Raw genomic sequence first — 16,016 nt, 5'->3', positions numbered from 1 at the left:
GACCGGTCAGGATGTCGCGGCGTCCCTACCCGCGGCGCGGTCGGCCGCCCACGCCAGGACGCCGGCCACGTCCGGGGGCCGGTAGCCGGGCGCCTTGAGGACCTTCCCGTCCTCCCGCAGCAGCGGACGGCCGTCCGCGCCGAGCTTGGACAGGTTGGCGGCGTGGACCTCGGCGAGCACATCGGGCAGCGGGACGGCGCACTCCTGCGCCATGCCGTAGAGGACGTAGACGAGGTCGGCCAGGGCGTCGGCGGCGGCCACGGTGTCGCGGGCGCCGTCGTCGGCGCCGACGGCGCGGGTGAAGGCGGCCTCCATCTCGCGTCCCGCCGCGGCGCCGTAGACGGCGGTGACGAGCTCGGCGAGCTCCTCGGCGACGAGCGCCATGCGCAGGTGGACGCGGTCGCGGTCGACCGAGGGCGCGTCGTCGGCGACCGGGACGCCGAAGTGCTCGTGGAACTGGCGCACGAGCGCCTCCGGGTCGCGCGGGTCCGCGGGCACGACGCCGGCGACCGGCCCGTCCCAGGGGTGGGCGGGCTCGCGCGGGTCCTCGCGCAGGAGCGTGCCGATCCACTGGTCCACGCGGCGCTCGCCGTGCGTGCCCATCCCCCGCACCTGCCCCTCGCGGCGGAAGCCGTGGCGCCACACCACCTTCCAGGACGGCCAGTTCCCGACGTCGGCGCGCCACTCCACCCGCTCCATCCCGAGCCGGCCGAAGGCCGCGTCGAGGACGAGCCCGACGGCGCGGTGCATGAGGCCCAGGCCGCGGCCCTCGGGTGCGAGCCAGTAGCCGATCTCCCCCGACCCGGCGGCCCGCGAGACACCCACCATCCCGACGAGCCGCCCGCCGTGGCGCAGCGCCCAGGTGAGATTGTCACCTCTCTCCCAGCCGTCAGCGACGAAGCTACCGATGAAGCCGACGGCGTGCTCCCGGCGGTAGGGCGTGGGCACCGTGGTCCAGCGCTGGACCTCCGGGTCCTGGCAGACCTCGGTGACGCGGTCGACGTCGGCCAGGGTCGGCGTCTCGAGGTCCAGGTCGCCGTCCTGCAGCGTGAAGGGCTCCATGAGCGCGCAGGCTACCGACCAAATGTCGGTGCCGGGGTCTACCGTCCGTCCATGAGCAGACACCACAGCATCGACTACATCGAGATCCCGGTCCGCGACCTCGCCGTGGCCAAGCGGTTCTACGCCGCCGCGTTCGGCTGGGACTTCACCGACTACGGCCCCACCTACAGCGGCATCCGCGGTGAGGGCGACCGCGAGACGGGCGGGCTCGTCCTGTCCGACGACGTCCGCCCGGGCGGCCCGCTCGTCATCCTCTACAGCGACGACCTCGAGGCCAGCGTCGCGGCGGTCGAACGCGCCGGTGGACGGGTGGTCGCGCCGCCCTACGACTTCCCGGGCGGGCGCCGCTTCGAGCTCGAGGACCCGAGCGATCACCGCCTCGCGGTGTGGACCCCCACCACCTGAGCCGGGACCGGCCGGCACCGGATGCGACCCGGCCCCACGGGCCGAAAGATGGGGGCATGGACATCGACACCGAGGCAATGAAGGACTTCCCGAAGCAGAGCCAGCCCTGGCCGGGCTGGACCGACCGTCTTGACCCCGTGCCCGACCACGGCGAGACGAGCTACGTCGGCCGCGGGCGGCTCGAGGGCAAGCGTGCCCTCATCACCGGCGGTGACTCCGGCATCGGGCGCGCCACCGCGATCGCCTTCGCCAAGGAGGGCGCCGACGTCGCGATCTCCTACCTCGAGCAGGAGCAGGAGGACGCGGAGGAGACGAAGAAGCACGTCGAGGCCGCCGGCCGCCGCTGCGTGCTCATCCCCACCGACCAGCGCACCGAGGAGGCGAACATCGCCCTCGCGAGGGCCGCCGTGGAGGGCCTCGGCGGCATCGACGTGCTCGTCAACAACGCCGGCTACCAGATGGCGCAGGACTCCCTCGCCGACATCAGCGACGCGCAGCTGCGCCAGACCTACGAGACGAACATCTTCGCGATCTTCTGGCTGACCAAGGCCCTGCTCGACGACCTCCAGGCGGGCGCCAGCATCATCAACTGCACCTCGATCCAGGCCTTCCAGCCCTCCGAGACGCTGCTCGACTACGCCTCGACGAAGGCCGCGATCAACAACTTCACCGTCAACCTCGCCGCCGAGCTGGGTCCGAAGGGCATCCGGGTCAACGCCGTCGCCCCGGGCCCGATCTGGACCCCGCTGCAGCCGGCCACCAAGCCCGCGGAGTCGATGCCGGAGTTCGGCAAGGCGACGCCGCTGGGCCGCGCCGGCCACCCGATCGAGGTCGCCACGGCCTTCGTCTTCCTCGCCACCGACGACGCGAGCTACGTCTCCGGCACCGTCCTCGGCGTCACGGGCGGCAAGCCCGTCTTCTGACATGACCCGCACCGCGAGGACGACGACGGCGGCACTGCTCGCCGTCGTCGTCCTCGCGGCCTGCGGCGGCGGGGAGGAGGCCAAGGAGCGGGCCACCGTCCCGCCAACGAGCCCGACGACGACGGCGCCTGCGCCCGAGCCGACGACGACCGAGCCCGCTCCCCCGGAGCCGGAGGTGCTCGCCACCGAGCTCGACGTGCCCTGGGGCCTGGCGTTCCTGCCCGACGGCACCGCCCTGGTCACCGAGCGGGACACCGCGCGGGTCCTCGAGCTGGTCGCCGGTGAGGAGCCGCGCGAGCTGGCGACCGTGCCAGAGGTGGCCGCGGAGAACGAGACGGGACTGCTCGGGATCGCCGTGTCGCCGGACTTCGCCGACAACGGCCACGTCTTCGTCTACCTCACCACCGCGACCGACAACCGGGTGCTGCGGATGGTGCACGACGGCGAGCGGCTCGCGCCCGACGTCGTCGTCCTCGAGGGGATCCCGCGCGAGACCTACCACTCGGGCGGGCGGATCGAGTTCGGCCCGGACGGCGCCCTCTACGTCGCCACCGGGGACGCCGCGGTCCCCTCGACGTCCCAGGACCCGGGCTCGCTCGGCGGGAAGATCCTGCGGGTCGACGAGGACGGTGAGCCGGCGCCCGGCAACCCGGACCCGGGCTCGCCGGTGTGGTCGCTGGGGCACCGCAACGTCCAGGGCCTGGGCTGGGACGCCGAGGGGCGGATGTACGCCTCGGAGTTCGGGCAGGACACCTGGGACGAGCTCAACGAGATCGAGGCGGGAGCCAACTACGGCTGGCCGGAGGTCGAGGGGACCGCCGGCGCCGCGGACTACGTCGACCCGCTCGTCACGTGGCGCCCGGCCGACGCCTCCCCCAGCGGCCTCGCCGTCACCGAGGACGCGGTGTACGTCGCGGCGCTGCGCGGGGAGTCGCTGTGGCGCGTGCCGCTGGAGGCCGACGGCGCCGCGGGCGAGCCGCAGCGCCTCCTCGAGGGCGAGTACGGGCGGCTGCGCACGGTGACGGTCGCGCCGGACGGGCGGCTGTGGCTCCTCACGTCCAACACCTTCCGCGGGGAGCCCGGACCGGAGGACGACCGCGTCGTCGCCGTCGACGAGGAGTGGCTCGCGTCCCAGGGGTGACTATGGTGGCGCGGTGGACCGGCACCTGGCGCAGGCGCGCAGCGACCTCGAACGTCTCGTCGCGAGGGGCGCCGCGGGTGAGCTGGGGCAGCCCCAGGAGATGCACCGGGTCGACGCCGTCGCCCGCGCCGAGTACCGCCCGGCGGCCGTGCTCCTCCTCTTCACCCCGACCCTCGCGCGGCCCGACGTCTTCCCCGGGCTCGACCTCTACCTCGTCCAGCGCTCCCCGCTGCTGCGCCACCACCCCGGGCAGATCGCGCTGCCCGGCGGGCGCGCCGACGACGGCGACTCCGGACCGGCCGCCACGGCGCTGCGCGAGACCCACGAGGAGATCGGCCTCGCGCCCGAGCGCGTCGAGGTCATCGGCACGCTGCCGCAGGTGGCCGTGCCGATCAGCCGCTTCCTCGTCACCCCGGTGGTCGGGTGGTCTGCCGACCCTGGCGGTCTCGAGGACGTCGAGGTGGGCGAGGTGCTCCACACGCTGCGGCTGCCGGTCAGCGACCTCCTCGACCCCGCCGGGCGCTCCACGGTGACGATCCACGGCCACGGCAGCGCCGGCTTCGCGGTGCAGGGCGGCTGGGTGTGGGGCTTCACCGGCAACCTGCTCGACGGCGTCTTCGACGAGCTCGGCTGGACGCGGCCGTGGGACCGCTCGCGCGAGTACGCGATGTCGATGGCGGAGGCGCGCGGCGACACGCTCCCACCGGCGACGCCGGAGGGCTGAGCTCAGCGCTCGAAGCGCGGGCCGGCGGCCGGGTCGGCCCGGACGGCGAGGGCGTCGGCGATGCGCGTGGCCGACGACGGCGCGAGCGGCTGGGGCAGCGCGTCGAGCGGAAACCAACCCACCTCGAGCGACTCGTCGTCGGCGACGTGTGCCTCCCCGGACTCGTACTCGCAGAGGAAGGCGAGGGAGAGGTACTGGGCCTGGTCCCCGTTGGGGTAGCTGACGACGTCGCCGCTGTCGACCGAGACGAGCGCGAGGACGCGGGCGACGACGCCCGTCTCCTCGAGCACCTCGCGCACGGCGGCGCGGGCGGGCTGCTCACCCGGGTCGAGGATGCCGCTGATCGCGGCCCACATCCCGTTGTCGGCGCGCCGGCCGAGGAGCACCCGGTCCCCGTCGAGGACGACGGCGGTCACGCCCGAGAGCCACAGCGGCGCGTGGCCGACGTGGGCGCGCAGGGCGGTGACGAACTCCGGGACGGGCACCGGGCCAGTGTGCCAGCCCTCAGAACAGCGCCGCCTGCATGACGGCGTCCGGGGCCTGGGCCGGCGCCTCCTCCTGCCGTGGCTGGGTGCGCAGCCCGGCGCCGCGGGCCAGGCCGTGGCGGCGCAGCAGCGGCGCGACCCGCTCGGCCAGCCACGTGCGGTACGCGTCCGGGGCGTAGGCCCCGCGCCCGTACAGGCGCTGGTACTCGGGCACGAGCGCTGGCCGGTGCGTCTGCAGCCACTGGAGGTACCAGTCCTTGACCCCCGGGCGCAGGTGCGCCGCCATGACCGAGGCCGAGGTGGCGCCAGCCTCGGCGATGGCGGCGAGGAGCGCGTCGAGGTGCTCGCGGGAGTCGGTGACCCAGGGCAGGACGGGGGCCACCATGACGTGGCAGTCCAGCCCGGTCTCGCGGATCGCGCGCACGAGGTCCAGGCGGGCGCGCGGGCTCGGCGTGCCCGGCTCGAGGAGCTGCTGGAGGTCGGCGTCGAGGACGGCGAGGGAGATGCCGAGCGACACGGGCACGTGGGCGGCGGCCTCCCCGAGCAGCGGCAGGTCCCGGCGCAGGAGGGTGCCCTTGGTGAGGACAGACAGCGGCGTGCCGGACTCGACGAGCGCGCCGATGATGCCGGGCATGAGCCGGTAGCGGCCCTCGGCGCGCTGGTAGGGGTCGGTGTTCGTGCCCAGCGCTACCTGCTCCCGCTCCCAGGAGGGCTTGGCCAGCTCCCGGGCGAGCACCTCGGGGGCGTTGACCTTGACGACGATCTGGCTGTCGAAGTCCGCGCCGGCGTCCATGTCGAGGTAGGTGTGGGTGGAGCGGGCGTAGCAGTACACGCAGGCGTGGCTGCAGCCGCGGAAGGGGTTGACCGTCCACCGGAAGGGCATCCGCGAGGCCGCCGGCACCCGGTTGAGGACCGAGCGCGCCGTCACCTCGTGGAAGACGATCCCCGCGAACTCGGGCGTCCGGACGGTTCGGACGAGGCCGGCCATCGTCCGCAGACCGGGCAGCGCGGCCTCGTCCTCCGTGCCGATCTGCTGCCCGTCCCACCGCATGACACTAGTCGAACATGCGTACGAGCCGACGTCAACACCCTGGCCTTCGGCTTGATGACTTGATAGAGTCGTCAAGTCACCCACCGACCCGACCTGGAGAACACGTGCCCGACCGCGCCATCGACACTCCCGTCTACGTCATGAAGGCCGAGCTCTTCAAGGCACTCGGGCACCCGGTTCGGATCAGGGCGCTGGAGCTTTTGCGCGACGGCGACCGTCCGGTGAGCACCCTGCTCACCGACATCGGCATCGAGGCCTCCCACCTGTCGCAGCACCTGGCGGTCCTGCGCCGTGCCGGGGTGGTGGCCAAGTCCCGGCAGGGCAACACCGTCACCTACACGCTCGTCGACGACTCGCTCGCCACGATGCTCGACGCCGCACGCACCTTCCTCCTCGGCTCGCACGGTCGGACCACCGAGGCCCTCGGCTCGAACGGGCAGGCACGATGAGCGGCCCCACTCCCCTCGCCCCGCGCCCGACCTGGCGCTCGGCCCTCGGCCACGTCGCCTCCCTCACGCTCCCCCGCCGCTCGGACTACACGGGCCTGTCGCGCTCCTGGCGCGGGGACCTCGTCGCCGGCGTGACGGTGGGCGTCGTCGCACTCCCGCTGGCGCTGGGCTTCGGCGTCGCGTCCGGCGTCGGCCCGGCGGCCGGGCTCATCACCGCCATCGTCGCCGGCTTCGTCGCCGCCGTCCTCGGCGGCTCGCACCTGCAGGTGTCGGGACCGACCGGCGCGATGACCGTCGTCCTCATCCCCGTGGTGGCGCGCTACGGGACGGAGGCGGTCTTCGCGCTGTCGATCCTCGCCGGCGTCCTCGTCATCGTCATGGGGCTCGTGGGGATGGGGCGCCTCGTCTCCGTCATCCCGTGGCCGGTGGTCGAGGGCTTCACCCTCGGCATCGGCGTCATCATCTTCCTCCAGCAGGTCCCCCTCGCCCTGGACACCGAGCGGCCCCAGGTGGAGAACGCGACGGCGGCCGCCGTGGAGACCCTGCGTGTCACCGACTGGGCGCGCGCCGTGACTCCCCTGGCCGTGACCGTCGGCGTCGTCGTCCTCATGGTCCTGCTCACCCGCCTGCGGCGGTCGCTGCCGGCCTCGCTCATCGCCGTCGCCGTCGCCACCGTCGTCGCCGAGCTCGTCTCCCTCGACGTCGAACGGATCGGCGCGCTGCCCGACGCGCTGCCCTCCTTCCAGGTGCCTGCCTGGGACTCCTCCGCGCTCGCGGCCATGCTCCCGTCGGCCATGGCGATCGCCGCCCTCGCGGCGCTGGAGAGCCTGCTCTCGGCGCGGGTGGCGGACGGCATGGTCGAGACCGTGCCGGACACCGACGCCAACCGCGAGCTCGTCGGCCAGGGCATGGCGAACGTCGCCAGCGGCCTCTTCGGCGGCATGCCCGCGACCGGCGCGATCGCCCGCACCGCCGTCAACGTCCGTGCCGGTGCGCGCACACGAGTGGCCAGCGCGAGCCACGCCGTCGTGCTCGTCCTCATCGTCCTGGCGCTCACGCCGGTGGTCGCGCTCATCCCGATGTCCGCCCTGGCCGGTGTCCTCATCGTCACGGCGTTCCGGATGATCGACCTGCGCACGGGCCGCGCGATCCTGCGGGCAACCCGGGCCGACGCGGTCGTCTACCTCTCGACCGTCGTCGTGACGATCGTCTTCGACCTCATCGTCGCGGTCCAGGTCGGCGTCGCGGTCGCCGCGCTGCTCGCGCTGCGGGCGATGGCGCGCGTCTCGGGCCTCACCCGGCGCGACCTGCCGCCGGAGCTCGCCCCCGAGGAGGAGGACGCGCTCCTCGACGAGCACGTCGCCGTCTACCACTTCCGCGGTGCGCTCTTCTTCGGCGGGACGAAGCGCTTCCTCGACGAGATGACGGCGGTCAAGGACGTGCGCGTCGTCGTCCTCGCGCTGCGGGAGGTGCGCGTCATGGACGCGTCGGGCGCCCATGCGCTCGGCGAGATCATCACCGACCTGCGCCGCCGCGGGATCACCGTGCTGCTCAAGGGCCTGGACGCGCAGCAGCTGCGGATGTCGGCCGCCGTCGGGGTCCTCGACGCCCTCGGGGACGAGGGCCACTACTTCGACGACCTGCCGGCCGCCGTCGCCCACGCGCGCAACCACGTGCGCTTCGAGGTGCGCGGCGGCGCCGTGCTCGAGTGCGGCACGGGCGCCGCCGCGCCGGCTCGCTAGCCGCGGGGCAGCTTCTCCACGATCTCACCGAGCTCGCGGCGCGGGCCGGTGAAGAAGGGGACCTCCTCGCGGACGTGGCGGCGGGCCTCGGTGGCGCGCAGGTCACGCATGAGGTCGACGATGCGGCCGAGGTCGTCGGCCTCGAAGCCGAGCAGCCACTCGTAGTCACCCAGCGCGAAGGCGGCGATCGTGTTGGCGCGGACGTCGCCGTAGTCGCGGGCCGCCAGGCCGTGGTCGCGGAGCATGGTGCTGCGCTCCTCCGGGGGCAGCAGGTACCACTCGTAGCTGCGGACGAAGGGGTAGACGCAGAGGAAGCCGCGCGGCTCCTCGCCCATGATGAAGGAGGGCAGGTGCCCGCGGTTGAACTCCGCGGGGCGGTGGGTGCCCACCTGGGACCACACCGGCTCCAGCGCCCCGCCGAGGTTGCTCGCGAGGAGCCGGTGGTAGGCCTCCTGCACCGCCTCGACGTCCTCGGCCCACCACCACACCATGAGGTCGGCGTCCGCCCGGAAGCCGGCGACGTCGTACCAGCCGCGCACGGTGAGGCCCGGGACGTCCGCCAGGTCCGCGAGGACGTCGCGGACGAGGCCGGCGCGCACGTCGTCCTCCTCAGGCAGCGGCTGGATCGCCCGGAAGACGGAGTACATGACGTAGGCGGACTGGGGCTGGGCGGAGCTCACGGGTCATTCCTCCTGGTGGGGCTGGACGGGGTCAGTCGGCGGTGCCGGCGAGGACGGGGATGCCGGTGGCCTCACCGTGGCGCATCCGGCAGCTGCCGGGAGGGGCGACGTCGGGGAAGGCCGGCAGCTGACCGCGCACGGTCACCTGCGGCTCCTCGCCCCGCTCGCGAGCGGCACGCTCGAGGACGAGGTCGACAAGCCCGGAGACGAAGACCGGCGCGGTCCCGGCCGTGCCGGCACGGGCGGCGTCCATGCCGAGCTCTCGGGCCGTCTCCATCGCCTCGGTGTCCAGGTCCCAGGCCACCTCCATGTGGTCGGAGATGAAGCCGATGGGGGCGATGACGACGCGGGTGACGCCGTCCTGCGCGAGCTGGGCGAGGTGGTCGTTGACGTCCGGCTCGAGCCACGGCGTGCGCGGGTCGCCCGAGCGCGAGCAGTAGGACAGCGACGAGGTGATGGTCACGCCACGCTCGCGCAGGGTGGCGTCGATGGCGGCCCGGACGTCCTCGTGCTGCTCGCGGTAGCCGGGGCCGGTGGCGGCCGAGGCGTCCTGCATGGTGTCGGGGATCGAGTGGGTGACGTAAGCGATGTGGACGCCCTCGCCGGCCGGCAGCTGCTCGACCGCAGCGAGGACGGCGTCGGTGTTGGCGTCGACGAAGCCGGGGTCGTTGAAGAAGGGGCGCAGGACGTCGATCTCGAGGCCCTCGGCGTCGACGCCGAGCTCGCTCACGGCCGCGGCGAGGTGCTCGCGGTACTGGCGGCTGCCGGAGTAGGAGGCGTAGGCGCTCGTGACGAGGACGAGGATGCGGCGGGCACCGAAGGCGACGGCGTCGCGGAGGGTGTCGACGGTGTAGGGGTGCCAGTTGCGGTTGCCCCACAGGACCGGGAGCTCGACGCCGCGCTCGCGCAGCTCGGCCGCGAGGGCGGCGCGCAGGGCGAGGTTCTGCTCGTTGATCGGGCTCTTGCCGTCGAAGGCGAAGTAGTGCTCGCCGACCTCCTCGAGCCGCTCGTCGGGGATCCCCTTGCCGCGCACGACGTTGCGCAGGAAGGGCACGACGTCCTCCGTCCTGTTCGGCCCGCCGAAGGAGCAGAGCAGCAGGGCGTCGTAGGGCGCGGCGGGGTGGGACATGGTGACGGGCTCCTCGGGACGGCGTCGCAAACGGGCTCACCGTAACATCAGATGAAGTGGCCCCTGCCGGTGGGGTCTCTCGCCACTGAGGCGTTCGCCACGACTCGCCGCCTCATCAGATGAACTGCTTGATCTGATGAAGTCCGATGTGGTCAGGTAAGGCAGTCCGCCCCGCCCGACCGCTCGAAGGTGCCCGATGACCCAGCTGGCCTCACCGCCGTCCGCGGCGACGGCGCCGGCGGCCGGCTCCTCCCCCTCACCTCGCCGGCCGGTCCCGCGCCGTGCGGCGTGGCTGGCGGGCGGTGCGGTGCTCGCCCTCGTCCTCGCCGCGCTGCTCAGCGTGGGCCTGGGGACGCTGCGGCTGGACGCGCTCGAGGCGGTGCGCGCCGTCGTCGCCCCCGACGGCGGCCAGGTGAGCACGGTCGTGTGGTCCATCCGGCTGCCGCGGATCGTCGTCGCGATGCTCGTCGGCGGGGCGCTGGCGGGGGTGGGCGTGGTCATGCAGGCCGTCTTCCGCAACCCGCTCGCCGACCCGGGCGTCACCGGGGTGTCCTCCGGGGCGGCGGTGGGCGCGGTCGCGGGCATCACACTGGGGCTGGGCGGCTCGCTCCAGTGGGGCGTGCCGGTGGCCGCCTTCGCCGGCAGCCTCGCGGTGGCGCTCGTCCTCCAGGCGGTGCTGCAGGCCAACCGTGGTGCGAGCACCTACACGCTCATCCTCGTCGGCGTCTCGATCAACGCCTTCGCCGGCGCGATCATCTCCGTCCTCGTCGCCAACGCCCACGACGACGCCCTCGCGCGCGGCGCCGTGTTCTGGCTCGCCGGCGACCTCGAGCTGCGCACGTGGACGCACGCGGCGATGGCGGCCGGGCCGGTCCTCGTCGGGCTGGCCCTCCTGCTCACCCGGGCGCGGGCGCTGGACGCCCTGCTCCTCGGCGACGACGTCGCTGCCACCTCCGGCTACGACGTCCACCGCACGCGGCTCGTCCTCCTCCTCGTCGCCTCCCTCGTCACCGGCGCGGCCGTCGCGGTCTCCGGGGTCATCAGCTTCGTCGGGCTCGTCGTGCCGCACGCGGTGCGCCTCGTCATCGGCGCCAAGCACGCACTGCTCCTGCCCATCTCGGTCGTGTGCGGGGCGCTGTTCCTCCTGCTCGCCGACACGGTCGCGCGCGCGGCCTCGGTCTCGGTCGTCGTCCAGACCGGCGCCGTGTGCGCCGTCATCGGTGCGCCGGTGTTTCTTGCGCTGCTTCTCTCGCGGAGGCGGGCATGAGCGACCTCGTCCTCGACCAGCTCGTCGCGCACCGCGGCCGGCCGCTCTTCGCGCCGGTCGACGCGGTCGTCTCGCCGGGCACGCTGCTCGGGCTCGTCGGCCCCAACGGGGCGGGCAAGTCCAGCCTGCTCTCCGCCGTCGTCGGCAACGGGGTGCGCTCGACCGGCGCGGTCCGCTACGGCGACGCGGACCTGCACCGGATGCGTCCGCGCCGGCTCGCGCAGGTGCTCTCGTACATGACCCAGGACAGCTACGCGCCCAACGAGCTGCGGGTGCGTGACGTCGTCGGCGTCGGGGCGCTGGCCACCCCGGAGGCCGGTCCGGCGGAGCAGCGGACGCTCGAGGCGCTGGAGCGGCTCGGGGTGGGCGAGCTCGCCGACCGCAGCTACGCGCACCTGTCCGGCGGGGAGCGGCAGCTGGTCCAGGTCGCGCGCGTCGTCGCGCAGGCCGCGCCGGTCATGCTGCTCGACGAGCCGACCTCCGCCCTGGACCTCGGGCACCAGCTCACCGTCATGCACGTGCTGCGCGAGCACGCGAACGCCGGGCACGTCGTCGTCGTCACGATGCACGACCTCACCCAGGCGCTGCGCTGGGCCGACCGGGTCGCCGTCGTCGCGGACGGCGCGGTGGTCCTCGGCCCGCCGCACGAGGTCATCACCGCCGAGCTCATCCGCCGCGTCTACGGCGTCACGGTCGAGGTCTTCGCCTCGCCGGCCGGCTCCCCCACCCTCAGCCTCGTGCGGCCGTCCTGCCCGACGGCCGCCACCTACACCCGCCACCGCCCCGTCGCGGTCCGTCACTGAGAGGACGCCCGTTGCGTCACCGTCTGCCTGTCCTGCTCGCGCTCCTGCTCACGCTCGGCGCCTGCTCCTCCACCGCTTCCTCCGAGCCCGCGGCCTCGGTGGCCGACGACGGCGCGGCCGCCTTCCCGCGGACCGTCCAGGTCCCGGCGGGGCGTGAGCTCGCGGCCGACGAGGTGACCCTCGAGGCCGAGCCGGAGCGGGTCGCCGCGCTCACCTACGAGACGGCTGCGGTCGTCGCCGAGCTCGGCGCCGCGGACCGCCTCGTCATGGTCCCCGAGGAGGCCTCGAACCCGGCGCTGTCGAACCACGCGCAGGAGATGGCCGCCGTCGAGCACCACGCCGCGAGCGAGAGCAGCATCGACGCCGAGGCCGTCATCGCGGCGGCGCCCGACCTCGTCGTCCTCAACGACCGCCACGGCCTGGAGGCCGGGGTGGGCCAGGTCCTCGAGGGCGCCGGCATCCCGGTGCTCGTCCTGCCGAACACCTGGGCGAGCGTGGATGACATGACGACGAACATCGCGCTCGTCGGTGAGGCGCTCGGCGTGGAGGACACGGCGAGCACGCTCGTCGAGGAGGTGACGACGGGCCTGGTGGACGAGTCCGCCGAGGACGGCCCGCGGGTGCTCGTGCTGAGCAACCAGGCCGGGCGCCCCTTCGTCACCGCTGGCGGCGCGTTCCCGCTCGAGGTCCTGCGCCTGGCCGGCGCCCAGGACGCCAGCGAGACCCTCGGCATGGTGCGGACCGGGCCCATCTCGGCCGAGCAGGTGCTCGCCGCGGAGCCGGACCGGATCCTTCTCGTCGACATGAACGGCTCGGGTGACGCGATCTTCCGCCCGCTGCTCGACAACCCGGCGGTCGCGGCGCTGCCCGCGGTGGCCGATCACGAGACGCTCCTCCTCGAGGGACGCGAGGTGCAGGCGCTCGGCCTCACGGGGACCGTGGAGGGGCGCGACCGGATCGCGCAGTGGATCGCCGGCTGAGCGGCTTTCCCTTCCTATACTCGCAAGATGGTCACCAGCAGCGGCACCGAGCGCGCCCGGAACACGCTCGCCTACCTGCGGCGGCAGATCACCACCGGCGCGTGGGAGGTCGGCTCACGCATCCCGATCGAGCCCGAGCTCGCCGAGACCCTCGGCGTGGGCCGCTCGACGATCCGCGAGGCCGTCCGCTCTCTCGCGAGCATCGGCATGCTCGAGACGCTGCCGGGACGCGGCACCTTCGTGCGCTCCAGCGCCCCGACGAGCGCGGTGCTCTCGGAGTTCCTCACGGCGTACACGCTCGAGGAGCTGCTCAGCTACCGCCGCGCGCTGGAGGTGGAGGCCGCCCAGCAGGCGGCGCTGCACCGGACGCCCGAGGACGTCGCGGCGCTCGAGGCCTCGGTCGCGCAGTCGCTGCGCGGCGGGCAGTGCCCGGCCGTCGGACCGCGGGACACGAGCGTGGAGCTCGCCTCCCGCTTCCACTACCTCCTCTTCGACGCCGCGAAGAACCGGCTGCTCGCCTCGCTGTACGCGGGGATCACCGAGAAGCTCGCGGCGCCCGGGCACGTCGATCGCCTCACCCACGGCAGTGACGCGCAGACCATGCAGGTGGAGCACGAGCGCATCGTCGACGCCGTCCGGCGCGGTGACTTCATCGACGCGGTGCACGCCATGGCCGACCACATGGACAACGACCTCGTCATCATCACGCCCGACGACGAGATCATCCCGCCGCTGCAGCGCTCGCCGGTGGACGTCGAGCGGATCGCGGCGGCTCGCGCCCAGGAGCGCGAGCGCGCCTAGCGTCCGTCAGTCCGCGGCGGTGAAGAACACCGTGTTGCCGCCCCAGCCGGTGCTGAGCGTCCACAGACCGTCGGCGCCCTCGGGGACGGCGACGCAGACGTTGCCCTCGGCGACACCGCCCTCGTAGAGCTCGTCGACGTCCATGAGGTCACCGGGGATGACGCCGCAGCTGTCGGTGTAGGTGCGGGCGTCGCTCCCGACGAACTGGACACTGAGGTCCATCCACGGCAGGCCGGTCTCGTCGCCGAGGTAGGTGGCGGTCACCGGGACGAGGTAGTACTCGGTGCCCTCGGCCGGCGCGTCGTTGAACTGGTTCTCCGCCTGGATCTCCGACCAGCCCTCGCGAGGCTCGCCGAGCGTCACCTCCCACTCGCCGTCGGTCACGGGGGTGCCGACGGGGTAGGGCGTGGAGCGGGCGCCCTCCTCGTCGTCGGCGGGGGCGTCGTCGGTGGGCTCGTCGTCCGCAGCCTCGGTCGCGTCGTCCTCGGCGGGCTTGGCGCTCGGCTCCTCGGTCCGGGCGATGGGGTGGGAGCCGCAGCCGGGGCGTCGTCGTCGCCCGCGCCCCCGATGCCGATCCCCACGACGAGGCCGAGCACGCCCGTGGTCGTGGCCACGGCCGCCACCTGCCAGCCCTTCATGCCGCGCCGCGGCGGCTGCGGGGCACCGGGGAAGGACGGTTGGTACCCGGGGACGCTGACCGGGTCCCCGTACGACGGGACCGGTGCGGCGCCGTAGGGAGGGGGCACCGACCCCGGCGGCGGGACCGGGGCGTAGGGGTTGGTCGGCTGCCCCTCGGGCGGTGTGGTCACGGTGTCTCCTCGCCGGTCGATCGGTCTCCTCGGTCCCATCGGCACGACTGGACCGGATGTGAGGCATCGCTCAGCTTCCTGGTCAGGCGACGCGGTGGAGGTCGAGGAGGTAGCGCTCGGCGGCGCTGTCCCGGTCCGGGTGCGCCGGCTCGCGCTCGTCCGGTGGCGGGTGGCCGGGCAGGGCCGGCGCCCGGGAGCGGTAGCGGTGCCCGGTGGGGCTGGTGGTCTCGACGACGTGGCCGCGCTCGTCGTCCGGCGGTCCGGCGCGGGTACGCCAGCCGGGTGCCTGCTTGGCGTAGTTGCACGCCTCGCAGTAGCCCTCCAGGCCGTCCGCCTCGGTCCTCCCGCCCTCGCTCCAGGGGACGACGTGGTCGACGTGCCGGACGGGCGCGTCGCACCACGGGGTGCGGCACGTCTGGTCGCGGGCGGCGATAAAGCGGGCGAGGCCGGGTGGGACGGTGCGGCGACGCGAGTCCATCTGGACGAGCTGACCGGTGGTCGGGGAGGTGAAGAGGCGGCGCAGCCACACCCGGGTGTGGCGGCCAAGGCCCGCGAGCTCCGGCGTGCCGAGCCGGCGGGCCACCAGGCGCCGCGCCCAGCCGCCCGGGACGGTCCCGTACCCGGGGATGTGGGCGGGTTCGTCGTCGCCGGCGAGGAGCGTGCGCTCGGTCATGACGAGCTGCACCTCGACCGGCACGGCGTCCGCCGTGTCCTGGCCGGTGACCCGCTCGACGAGGGTGTCGGCCATGACCTGCCCCCGGCTGCGCCCGTCCCCCCGGGCACGCGCGGAGTCCGCGGCCTTGGTGAGTGCGGCGAGGACCGCCACACCCTGCGTGACGGGCAGCAGGCCGGTCAGGTAGCTCATCGTGTCCGGGGCGGGCCGCAGGCTCACGCAGCGCTCGTTCTCCGCCTTGCGCGCGCGGCGGACCACCGAGGCGGCGTCGAGGCGGTAGGCGACCTTCTTGGCCCGGGCGACCAGCTGCCGGTCCCCGAGTCCCTCCAGCTGCGCCGGGTCCCCCGCCATCTCGGCGTCGAAGGCGGTGCGGTCCTCGACGGACAGGCAGGCCGACTCCCGGACGAGCAGGGTGGCCCGCCACTCGCTGAGCAGGCCTTCCTGCAGCGCCCGGTAGGTGTGCGGCATCTCGACGACGAGCGCCTTGGCGAGCCCGAGCAGCCGCCCGCCGCGGTGCGGGGACTCGCGCCGGGCGAGGGCGACCTGCGTCCCGATGCCCGCGCCCCGGCGGGACAGCGGGACACCGGCCCGCGCCTGCTCCGCACGCTGGGAGGCATCCAGCTCCACCGAAAGCTGCGCCTGTGCCGCGCACGCGGCCGACTTCAGCTCCTCCAGCGCCCGGATGAGGTCGACGCGCTCGGCGTCGGAGATGGTCCTGTCGACCTCGCTCAGCACTCCCCGCCACGACTCGAGCACCGCCACGGTGAGCGTGCCTGCCGGCACGCTGCCGGCGGCGGAGGTGACCCTCCCACCGCCCGGTGCCACGCCGTCGTCGTCCATGTGATCGACGTTACAGACGGGGTCTGACATTCGGCCGCGGCCGGGATAGACC

At 74.0% G+C, this 16,016-nt stretch carries 17 protein-coding genes; 10 read left to right on the top strand and 7 right to left on the bottom strand.

The window, feature by feature from the left end; all coding sequences use genetic code 11:
* Positions 1–6 precede the first annotated feature (6 nt).
* Complete coding sequence (locus ACWPXV_RS01400; RefSeq protein ID WP_454083539.1) at positions 7–1,062, bottom strand: GNAT family N-acetyltransferase; 1,056 nt, start codon at positions 1,060–1,062, stop codon at positions 7–9.
* A gap of 51 nt (positions 1,063–1,113) precedes the next feature.
* Here ACWPXV_RS01400 and ACWPXV_RS01395 point away from each other — a divergent pair, with 51 nt between their 5' ends.
* Genes ACWPXV_RS01395 through ACWPXV_RS01380 form a run of 4 tightly spaced genes read left to right on the top strand, consistent with a single transcriptional unit; the run spans position 1,114 to position 4,255 of the window.
* Positions 1,114–1,467, top strand: a complete 354-nt coding sequence (locus tag ACWPXV_RS01395; RefSeq protein ID WP_454083538.1) for a VOC family protein — start codon at positions 1,114–1,116, stop codon at positions 1,465–1,467.
* A gap of 56 nt (positions 1,468–1,523) precedes the next feature.
* Positions 1,524–2,390, top strand: a complete 867-nt coding sequence (locus ACWPXV_RS01390; protein ID WP_454083537.1) for an SDR family oxidoreductase — start codon at positions 1,524–1,526, stop codon at positions 2,388–2,390.
* A 1-nt stretch (position 2,391) separates the two neighbouring features.
* A complete protein-coding gene (locus tag ACWPXV_RS01385) occupies positions 2,392–3,531 on the top strand; it encodes a PQQ-dependent sugar dehydrogenase (RefSeq protein WP_454083536.1) in 1,140 nt (379 codons plus the stop codon).
* 13 nt (positions 3,532–3,544) lie between these two features.
* Positions 3,545–4,255, top strand: a complete 711-nt coding sequence (locus tag ACWPXV_RS01380) for an NUDIX hydrolase (protein ID WP_454083535.1) — start codon at positions 3,545–3,547, stop codon at positions 4,253–4,255.
* A 2-nt stretch (positions 4,256–4,257) separates the two neighbouring features.
* Here the strand turns inward: ACWPXV_RS01380 and ACWPXV_RS01375 are convergent, their stop codons facing one another.
* Complete coding sequence (locus ACWPXV_RS01375; RefSeq protein WP_454083534.1) at positions 4,258–4,740, bottom strand: NUDIX hydrolase; 483 nt, start codon at positions 4,738–4,740, stop codon at positions 4,258–4,260.
* A gap of 19 nt (positions 4,741–4,759) precedes the next feature.
* Positions 4,760–5,791, bottom strand: coding sequence for an Rv2578c family radical SAM protein (locus ACWPXV_RS01370; RefSeq protein ID WP_454083533.1), 1,032 nt, complete (start codon positions 5,789–5,791; stop codon positions 4,760–4,762).
* Positions 5,792–5,931: 140 nt separating this feature from the next.
* Here ACWPXV_RS01370 and ACWPXV_RS01365 point away from each other — a divergent pair, with 140 nt between their 5' ends.
* Both ACWPXV_RS01365 and ACWPXV_RS01360 read left to right on the top strand, forming a co-directional pair.
* On the top strand, positions 5,932–6,240 hold the full coding sequence (locus ACWPXV_RS01365; RefSeq protein ID WP_454083632.1) for an ArsR/SmtB family transcription factor: 309 nt from the start codon (positions 5,932–5,934) through the stop codon (positions 6,238–6,240).
* Positions 6,237–7,982, top strand: a complete 1,746-nt coding sequence (locus ACWPXV_RS01360) for a SulP family inorganic anion transporter (protein ID WP_454083532.1) — start codon at positions 6,237–6,239, stop codon at positions 7,980–7,982. The genes ACWPXV_RS01365 and ACWPXV_RS01360 overlap by 4 nt, the downstream gene beginning before the upstream one ends.
* Here ACWPXV_RS01360 and hemQ read toward each other — a convergent pair.
* Positions 7,979–8,629, bottom strand: coding sequence for a hydrogen peroxide-dependent heme synthase (gene hemQ / locus ACWPXV_RS01355; RefSeq protein WP_110853095.1), 651 nt, complete (start codon positions 8,627–8,629; stop codon positions 7,979–7,981). The genes ACWPXV_RS01360 and hemQ overlap by 4 nt on opposite strands.
* Before the next feature lie 64 nt (positions 8,630–8,693).
* Positions 8,694–9,791 carry a ferrochelatase gene (locus ACWPXV_RS01350; RefSeq protein ID WP_454083531.1) on the bottom strand — a complete coding sequence of 366 codons (1,098 nt, stop codon included), beginning with the start codon at positions 9,789–9,791 and terminating at the stop codon, positions 8,694–8,696.
* A gap of 196 nt (positions 9,792–9,987) precedes the next feature.
* Between ACWPXV_RS01350 and ACWPXV_RS01345 the strand changes: the two genes are divergently transcribed.
* From ACWPXV_RS01345 to ACWPXV_RS01330, 4 genes are read left to right on the top strand one after another with little or no spacing between them, the layout of a single operon-like run.
* Entirely contained in the window at positions 9,988–11,058 is a 1,071-nt protein-coding gene (locus tag ACWPXV_RS01345) for a FecCD family ABC transporter permease (RefSeq protein ID WP_454083530.1), read from the top strand.
* Positions 11,055–11,861, top strand: coding sequence for an ABC transporter ATP-binding protein (locus ACWPXV_RS01340; protein ID WP_454083529.1), 807 nt, complete (start codon positions 11,055–11,057; stop codon positions 11,859–11,861). The genes ACWPXV_RS01345 and ACWPXV_RS01340 overlap by 4 nt, the downstream gene beginning before the upstream one ends.
* A gap of 11 nt (positions 11,862–11,872) precedes the next feature.
* Positions 11,873–12,841 carry an ABC transporter substrate-binding protein gene (locus tag ACWPXV_RS01335; protein WP_454083528.1) on the top strand — a complete coding sequence of 323 codons (969 nt, stop codon included), beginning with the start codon at positions 11,873–11,875 and terminating at the stop codon, positions 12,839–12,841.
* Positions 12,842–12,868: 27 nt separating this feature from the next.
* On the top strand, positions 12,869–13,642 hold the full coding sequence (locus ACWPXV_RS01330; protein WP_454083527.1) for a FadR/GntR family transcriptional regulator: 774 nt from the start codon (positions 12,869–12,871) through the stop codon (positions 13,640–13,642).
* A 6-nt stretch (positions 13,643–13,648) separates the two neighbouring features.
* On the opposite strand, the gene ACWPXV_RS01325 is transcribed toward ACWPXV_RS01330, so the two are convergent.
* Both ACWPXV_RS01325 and ACWPXV_RS01320 read right to left on the bottom strand, forming a co-directional pair.
* A complete protein-coding gene (locus tag ACWPXV_RS01325; protein ID WP_454083526.1) occupies positions 13,649–14,026 on the bottom strand; it encodes a hypothetical protein in 378 nt (125 codons plus the stop codon).
* A gap of 507 nt (positions 14,027–14,533) precedes the next feature.
* On the bottom strand, positions 14,534–15,964 hold the full coding sequence (locus ACWPXV_RS01320; protein WP_454083525.1) for a DUF222 domain-containing protein: 1,431 nt from the start codon (positions 15,962–15,964) through the stop codon (positions 14,534–14,536).
* Positions 15,965–16,016: the final 52 nt, after the last annotated feature.

It is taken from the genome of Georgenia sp. Marseille-Q6866, assembly GCF_965111665.1.
This window is presented reverse-complemented; position numbering and strand designations above follow the sequence as displayed.